Source organism: Marinobacter azerbaijanicus, from assembly GCF_030250645.1.
In the GTDB taxonomy this organism is placed as follows: Bacteria; Pseudomonadota; Gammaproteobacteria; order Pseudomonadales; family Oleiphilaceae; genus Marinobacter; species Marinobacter azerbaijanicus.
On the sequence record NZ_JASSVS010000012.1, the window covers coordinates 155,764 to 163,214 of the forward strand.

The 7,451-nt window shown below is 56.4% G+C and carries 6 protein-coding genes; 4 read left to right on the forward strand and 2 right to left on the reverse strand.

Annotated features, from left to right (window positions below; all coding sequences use genetic code 11):
- Positions 1-181 precede the first annotated feature (181 nt).
- Both QPM17_RS19315 and QPM17_RS19320 read left to right on the forward strand, forming a co-directional pair.
- Positions 182-1,135: an XdhC family protein gene (locus QPM17_RS19315; protein ID WP_285392962.1), complete on the forward strand. Its 954-nt coding sequence runs from the start codon at positions 182-184 to the stop codon at positions 1,133-1,135.
- A gap of 11 nt (positions 1,136-1,146) precedes the next feature.
- Positions 1,147-1,581 carry a nucleotidyltransferase family protein gene (locus tag QPM17_RS19320; protein ID WP_285392964.1) on the forward strand — a complete coding sequence of 145 codons (435 nt, stop codon included), beginning with the start codon at positions 1,147-1,149 and terminating at the stop codon, positions 1,579-1,581.
- Here the strand turns inward: QPM17_RS19320 and QPM17_RS19325 are convergent.
- Positions 1,578-2,576 (reverse strand): mechanosensitive ion channel domain-containing protein, encoded by a 999-nt coding sequence (locus tag QPM17_RS19325; protein ID WP_285392967.1) that lies wholly within the window; start codon positions 2,574-2,576, stop codon positions 1,578-1,580. The genes QPM17_RS19320 and QPM17_RS19325 overlap by 4 nt on opposite strands.
- A gap of 354 nt (positions 2,577-2,930) precedes the next feature.
- On the opposite strand from QPM17_RS19325, the gene QPM17_RS19330 reads away from it, so the two are divergent.
- Together QPM17_RS19330 and QPM17_RS19335 are read left to right on the forward strand one after the other, a co-directional pair.
- Positions 2,931-3,746, forward strand: coding sequence for a DODA-type extradiol aromatic ring-opening family dioxygenase (locus QPM17_RS19330; protein ID WP_285392969.1), 816 nt, complete (start codon positions 2,931-2,933; stop codon positions 3,744-3,746).
- A 148-nt stretch (positions 3,747-3,894) separates the two neighbouring features.
- Positions 3,895-5,601, forward strand: coding sequence for a sensor domain-containing diguanylate cyclase (locus tag QPM17_RS19335; protein WP_285392971.1), 1,707 nt, complete (start codon positions 3,895-3,897; stop codon positions 5,599-5,601).
- A gap of 108 nt (positions 5,602-5,709) precedes the next feature.
- On the opposite strand, the gene QPM17_RS19340 is transcribed toward QPM17_RS19335, so the two are convergent.
- Positions 5,710-7,326, reverse strand: coding sequence for a methyl-accepting chemotaxis protein (locus QPM17_RS19340; RefSeq protein ID WP_285392973.1), 1,617 nt, complete (start codon positions 7,324-7,326; stop codon positions 5,710-5,712).
- Positions 7,327-7,451: the final 125 nt, after the last annotated feature.

Consider the following 7,451-nt stretch of genomic DNA (forward strand, 5'->3'; position numbering starts at 1 on the left):
GCCGGGGCGGTCGATGACCCTACAGCCTAGACCTCTCGGACCCCGGTTGCTACTTCGGCGTAACGGCTTTTAGTCTGAGGCCGCGGGTTCATTTGATCCTACACATTTTTTGTTCAGCAGGCTACGATCAGCCGTTCGATGAACGGCAACTGCTCCCGATGTCCAAACAGATTGAAAGCACATGATGAAATGCTCTGAAAATATTGTGGGTGATCTGCTCAGGCTGCGTCAGGAAAACCAATCCACTGCACTGGTAACGCTGATCAGTAACAGGGGCTCTGCCCCGAGGCCGCTGGGCAGTCAGATGGCGGTGGCAGAGGATGGCCGTTATGCGGGACACCTGACCGGGGGCTGCGCGGAGTCGGTGATTGTTTCGGAGGCGATCGCCGCCATGAAGGCGGGGGCCAACCGCATTCTCTTGCTCGGAGCGGGGTCTCCCTATTTGGATATCCGGCTGCCCTGCGGCGCGGCGATAGAGCTCCACATCGATGTGGGCATCACCGACTCCATGGCTCTTGGAGTGGCGGAGTCGCTCGGAGCCCGGGTGCCCCTGGCACTGGACACGGAGCTGGATAGCAGGCGCCACCATTGGGTGACAAGCCCGGACCAGGCATTGGCCGAGAACACCTTTCGCCGCTGGTACCTGCCGCCCCGTCGGCTCCTGATTGCCGGGAAGGGGCCTAACACACCGGCACTCGCCAGGATAGCTGCGGCCAGCGATTACGAGGTGGTGGTGATGTCGCCCGACTCATCGACACTCGATGCCTGTTCAGGGGAGGGCATTGAGATCCGCAAGCTTGAGCACCCCGGTGTATTTCACTGCCCACCAACGGACCCCTGGACCGCCGCTGTGCTTTTATTTCATGAGCACGAATGGGAGTCCCGCATTCTCGCAACATTGCTGAAGCGCGACTGTTTTTACCTGGGAGCCCTTGGCAGCCGGAAGACCCACGACCAGAGAATCGAACAGCTTCTGGGCATGGGTTTTAACGAGGAGGTTTCGAATATCCATGGTCCGGTAGGGCTGGATATAAACGCAAAAACGCCCGCTGAAATCGCGATTTCGATCCTGGCTGAGATGACTTCAGCCTATCGTTCCAGCGCGCAGCCGATATTCCAGCACAGCCGGGGTTGATATAAAGGTCGATGCAGGCTTCAAGAGTTATCGTGGTTATCGGCCACCAGGGAGAAGCTCTGATCCGGGCGCTGGAAGGCCGGAAGGTGGAATTCTTAGGGAATGACGCGCCCGCCGAGGGTATGTCCGGCTCTCTTTTTGCCGGCCTTCGAAAAACCACTGAAGGCAGGCCTCCCGATGGCGTGATGACTTGTCTCGGCGACATGCCGTTAATCAAGCCAAGCCATATTTCGGGCCCAATCCAGCGCTTTTCAGAAACTCCGGGCTCCTGCGTCTGGCGGCCGGTTTATAAAGGCACGCGGGGACATCCGGTGATTTTCAGCACCGGGACGTTTGATGGCCTGTCCACAATTCAGGGCGACACAGGCGCGAAAAATACAACAGGATTCATGCCGCGCAGGGGGCCGCGCTGTGCCTGTCCGATAGTTATGTTTTCGCCTCGCTAGTCGTCTTTGCGTTCATTGCCTCGTGCACCCTGGGCCTCCGTTCTTATATGAATGTCCCGCTGCGGGAACGGAATCTCGATGCCTGCCTCGCCCAATGTCCGGGTGATGGCGGCGTACAACTCATGGGATAACGGCATGATGTCGAGCATGGAGTTCGCGAACACTCGCATTTCAAAGTTGATGCCGCTGTCCGCCAGTGCCACGCAAAACACCGCCGGTGGCGGGTCCGTCACCACCCGGTTGTTGGCAGTGGCGACCTCGTTGAGCAGATCGTGAACTGTGTCGATGTCCGAACCGTAGGCCACGCCCACGCGCACGATGACACGGATGATGGGATCCGACAGCGTCCAGTTGGTAATGTCCTGGGTCACGAAGGTCTTGTTGGGAATGATCTGCTCTTTCCGGTCCCAGTCGATCAACGTGGTCGCCCGGATACGAATTCTTGCCACGGTGCCGGTATTACCACCGACGGTCACAGTGTCCCCTACCCGAATAGGCCGCTCGAACAGGATGATGATGCCCGAGACAAAATTGGCAACGATCTCCTGTAACCCGAACCCGAGCCCCACACCCAGGGCGGCAACCAGCCACTGAAGTTTGGACCACTGGGCGCCCAGGGCACCCAGAGTCACCACCACGCCAATGATGACGATGATGTAAGTCACCAGCGTGGTGATTGCATAACCGGAGCCCGGCGCCAGGTTCATTCGGCTGAGCAACGCCACCTCCAAAGTGCCGGGCAGGTTCCGGGCCGCCATAACCGTTGCCACACCCAGCAGCAGCGAAACCAACAGGTCTTCCAGGGTCACAGCCAGGGCCGGGCCGCCTTCGGTCAACGGCGCAACGGTCCAGAGTACGATCTCGTCGAGAAACCGAAAGGCAGGAAACACGTTGGCCCAGAGCATCCACAGGCCCACCGCGATCAGTGCGCCGGCCAGTATCCGCAACAATGCCCTGCTTTGGCCGCTGATATCTTGCAGATCCATCTCGGGCATGTCCAGTGTGACCCCTAAACCACCGCAGCCCGGCCCTCGGCACCGTTACGGATCTGCTGGCCGATACAGGGTACTTCAGCAAAGCCAATGTCCAGGCGTGCAGGGATAAGAATATCCAGCCCTCACTGGCGGTGGCGCGCGATCAACACCACTTATCGGTGTTTGATCGGTTCGCACCCGATGATCCGGCGCCTGTCACGGACGACGGAGTTGAGGCCCCCTATACTGAGACCGTTCACGCAGTACGGTCAACCTTGATCGCATCAAGGCCGGGTATTACTCCAGCAAGGCGCTGAACCCGACGGGTATTGTGCCGGCAGGGCCGGGCCAACTCTGAACACAGGAGCAACCGCCATGAAAACTGAAACCGATGTGCTGTTCATTTCCCATGGCGGCGGGCCAATGCCGCTGTTGGGGGATCCCGGTCACCGTGAAATGGTGGAGCGGCTCACGGAGCTTGCCGACAGGCTTCACAAACCGTCGGCTATACTGGTTATCAGCGCCCACTGGGAGGAGTCAGTGCCGATGATCACCTCGGGGGCCAGTCCGCAGCTCATCTACGATTACTATGACTTCCCGCCGGAGGCCTACAGTATCGAGTATCCCTGCCTGGGAGAGCCGGGGCTGGCGCGGCAGGTTTACCAGGCGTTGGAACAGTCTGGAATGCCAGCGCAACTTGATGATCGAAGGGGCTTTGATCACGGCCTGTTCGTGCCGCTCAAGCTGATGTATCCGGATGCGGATATCCCATGCGTGCAGCTGTCCCTGGTAAACAGTCTGGATGCCAGCACCCACTTGGCGATTGGTCGTGCTTTGCAGGGGCTGGACTACGCCAACCTGCTCGTGATCGGCTCTGGGTTCTCGTTCCATAACATGCGGGCGTTTTTCGCGAGAGATACGCCGGAGATTCGGGCTCGTAATCAGGCTTTCGAGGACTGGCTGGAAGAGACGTGTAGTGATACCGCCCTGCAGGAATCGGAACGTGGTGAGCGCCTGGCTCACTGGGAGCGAGCGCCCCACGCCCGCTTCTGCCACCCCCGGGAAGAACACCTTCTGCCTTTGCATGTGTGCTACGGGCTTGCGGACAAGCCCAGTGACACGCATATATCGGCAACCATCCTCGGGAAAAAATCGGGGATGTTTTATTGGAGAATGGAACGGCTGGATTGACCTGCCGAAGGCATCAATCTCCACAAACTTTCAGGTATCAAAAAGAGGGGGAGGCTACAGAAACTCACGCAAAACGCGATAAAAGCAATCGTTTTGTTCCAGCGGCAGGTGCTAGACTTCAGCCTTTTAAGGTGTAAGGACACCCTAAATGCCTCCCCACCGAGCGGTTTTGTGTTTTTTCTTTTTGTGGATAGCCGGTATTTCAGCCCAGGCATCGCCGGTGGCCCTGGACCTTAGTCAGCAAGGAGGCCAGTTAACAGATTTCACGGTCGAGTATTTCATCGACGATTTCCAGTCGCTGGATTATGAGGCGATTCACAAGCAAGCCTTTCGGGAAACCACCAGCACCACAACACTTGGCACACGGGCGACGGTGACCTGGTACCGGGTGGCACTGCACAACCCGGGCGCTGAATCCAGGTCGCTTTTTCTGCACTTGCCCAAGGCCTATCACGTGCGTTCGATCGATGTCTTTGAGGAACGCGCTGACAATCTTGTCGATCAGGCATCCGTTGATCTTAATGATGCAAGTGACCATCCACTGATGTATCGGGGTACGGTGGTCTACCCATTTACGGTACCGTCGGGGGAAACCACGTCTCTATATGTCCGCAGTCATGTGTATTCCCATCAATGGTTTTCGTTGAAGATCTACGACGATGAACAGTCTCGGAAAGCGCTGGTCGGCGGCCACCTGGACATCGCGCTTCTGGTCGGAATGATGTTGGCACTGGTGTTCTACAACGGCCTGCTTTACTTCGCCACCAGCAAGAAAGAGAACATTTTCTATTCGCTGTATCTGATTTCTGGGCTGGTATGGATCGCGCTTTCCTACGGGCTGATTGCCAAAGCCTTCAATGCCTATGGCGATGCCGTTTTTGTGCTCAACCTGTCGCTGATCACCATGCCGATCTTCCTGATACTGTTTATGATGGCGATATTCGAGACGCGGAAGTTCTACCCTACGGAACACCGGATTCTGCAAGGGATGCTGGCTTTACTGGTGGTCACGTTTTCATACGGCCTGTTCGATATTGCAATGGCCTTGAAGCCTGCGAGCAGTCTTGCAGCGCTGATGATGGTGGTGACCTTTTCAGTAAGCATCTCCCTGTTTCGCAAGGGGCATCCTCTGGTGAAGTTCTTTCTTGTCGGCCATACCTTCTTCGTGGTGTTCAACGGGTTTGCGGTGATCTACTACAAAGGATTGATCGAGCCCAGTTATATCAACAGTCACGGTGTCGGGATTGGTATCGTACTGGAGGCGCTAACGCTCGCGTTCATCATCTCTTACCGAATAAAAGTGCTGGAAGATATCCGCTCTAGGCAGGGTGAGCTCAAACGGCAGGCGGCCACCGATCCACTTACCCGGCTCTATAACCGACGGCATTTTATGACAGAGGGTGAGTATATGGTTGAGCAGGCGAGGGCAGCCGGGCAATCGCTCTCAGTTATTGCTCTCGATATTGACCATTTCAAAGCGGTAAACGACACCCACGGCCATAATATCGGTGATCTGGTGTTGATGAATATGGCAGACATTTTCCGGCAGTTCAGCCGGGACCAGGATCTGGTCGCCCGATTTGGCGGTGAAGAGTTTGTTATTCTTCTGCCCGGTGCGGATTATGCAGAGGCCCGGGGCTACGCCGAACGTATTCGTAAGGCCGTTCAAGCACAGTCCGTTGAAGGTGTCGATGGGAGTGGTGTGCGGGTTACGGTCAGCCTGGGGCTTACAGAAGTGAATGCCGCCATGGAGTCAGTGGAGAGCGCCGTCAACCGGGCCGACAAGGCATTATATGAAGCCAAGGCCTCGGGCCGAAATTGTGTTTGTTATTTTGAGGCGGTTGCCTGTGGTTGAGTTTGGGCGGAACCCTGCTTCGGCCATTGGTTTTGCTCGGATAAGGCACCTGCAAAAGCTGTGGGTTGCTGGCTTGTAAACTCTGAGATGTCTAGAGATCCGAAACTTTCAACAATCAGCAGAGGTTCGAAACCGGGCTGTAAGGCCCCTCATTGAAAGCGCTTCCTGTTTCAATGCCGCGCTGACCTCCCTGCTGCCAGCGACACTCTGGGCCAGCGTTGCCGCGTGGGCGTCAAGCGCGGAGGACCGGTGGCCAACCCGGTCGATTTCCTCACGTTGAAGCCTCAGTGCATCATTGATGGTGGCGCTGCGAAGCTCCAGATCCGAAAACCGATGGTTCATGGAGATCAGGTGGGCCTTCAGTTCCTCCAGCGTCTGGCGATTACCGAGTCCGGCGTCTTTCATCTCTGAAATTTGATGCTCAACGCCCTCAACGACTTCAACCAGATTCCCTACCCACTGGCGGATTTCTCCGGTGGAATCGGCAGTGCGCTTTGACAGCGTGCGGACTTCATCAGCAACAACCGCAAACCCGCGCCCGTGTTCGCCCGCTCTTGCTGCCTCTATCGCAGCATTCAGGGCCAGCAGATTCGTCTGCTCCGCTATGTCCGTAATCACGTCAATAACCTTTTCGATCTTGAGCGTTGATTCCGTCAGCTCGTGTATGGACCCGGATACCCGAGCAATGACTTCCACCGTGTGCTCCGCCGCGGTTTCACTCTTTCTCAGACCGGACTGAATATCCGCGTTTGCACTGACTGCTTCCTGGATGGTCTCCCTGGACCCGCCGGTGGATGCCTCGATCGCGGAGGCCTGATCGGCAATTGCCTTCATTGAGTCAGTCACATCCTGAATCTGGCGATGGGTAGTTTGGGAGGCGGACTCCAGCTCTTCGGCCTGGGAATCAAGACGCGCCGATCTATCATTGACGCTTTGTGACGCCACCCGGATATCGCCGATGAACGCCTCAAACCGGCCCACCAGGCTAACCAGGGCGGCAGCAACCCCCGCCACTTCATCCGAACCGGTCAGTTTCGGGGTATTGGCGAGGTCCGAACACTCATCCATCAGGCGAAGATCCTGTTCGATACGCTGCAGCCGGATGATCACGAGTTTTCTCAGCCATAGGGCCATCAGCACAATGCCCAGCAGAAAGACGATGAAGCCGGTGATCAGAGACACCTGCTGACTGCCGAGATACTCCAGCAGTTCGCTGGATTCCTGACCAATCCGGGCACGACTGGTCACCTCCCGCGCACTGATGCTCTCAAGCATTGGCGACAAGGCAGGAAAGAGCTGAAAATCCACCGTTTTACCTGCCTGATAGTAGCTTTTCTCGCGGATTCCCTTCCCCAGTTTTTCAAGGTACAAACCTACAGGCTCATAAACACTCTCATGTTCCTCGGCCCACTGGCTCAATTGCGCATTCTGTTTAACAGCGCTCCACTTGGCGGGAATCGACTCTGATAGTGCGGCGAATTCCTCCTCGATTTCATCCCAAAGCAACAACTGGCCCTTGATCTTGAAGGAAAGATCCTGCAAATGGCGCAGATCCTGTTCCAGATCGTTCAGCAACCAGGATTCTGTCAGGCGGTTCTGTATCAGTTGTTCTGCGGCGTCTTCCGCCTTGATGATGATTGACCAGGACAACAGGGCAACAGCCGAGAGCGCAAAGACCGAAAGAAATAAAAAGAAGAGAATCCTACTGCGAACCGTTCTGAGCATAGTGCCCCCATCATCGAATGAGGACCCGATAGTGAACATCGATTGTGACAACCAGATGCATATTCCGGCGAACGTGAACGCCCATTCTGGCTGAACGTGAACACCTTTTTTCTTAACGCATCACC

What these genes read in the sequence shown, in the direction of transcription:
- QPM17_RS19315 (WP_285392962.1), top strand. Translation starts at nt 182, where the DNA reads ATGATGAAATGCTCTGAAAATATTGTGGGTGATCTGCTCAGGCTGCGT.
- QPM17_RS19320 (WP_285392964.1), top strand. Translation starts at nt 1,147, where the DNA reads ATGCAGGCTTCAAGAGTTATCGTGGTTATCGGCCACCAGGGAGAAGCT.
- QPM17_RS19325 (WP_285392967.1), bottom strand. Translation starts at nt 2,576, where the DNA reads ATGCCCGAGATGGATCTGCAAGATATCAGCGGCCAAAGCAGGGCATTG.
- QPM17_RS19330 (WP_285392969.1), top strand. Translation starts at nt 2,931, where the DNA reads ATGAAAACTGAAACCGATGTGCTGTTCATTTCCCATGGCGGCGGGCCA.
- QPM17_RS19335 (WP_285392971.1), top strand. Translation starts at nt 3,895, where the DNA reads ATGCCTCCCCACCGAGCGGTTTTGTGTTTTTTCTTTTTGTGGATAGCC.
- QPM17_RS19340 (WP_285392973.1), bottom strand. Translation starts at nt 7,326, where the DNA reads ATGCTCAGAACGGTTCGCAGTAGGATTCTCTTCTTTTTATTTCTTTCG.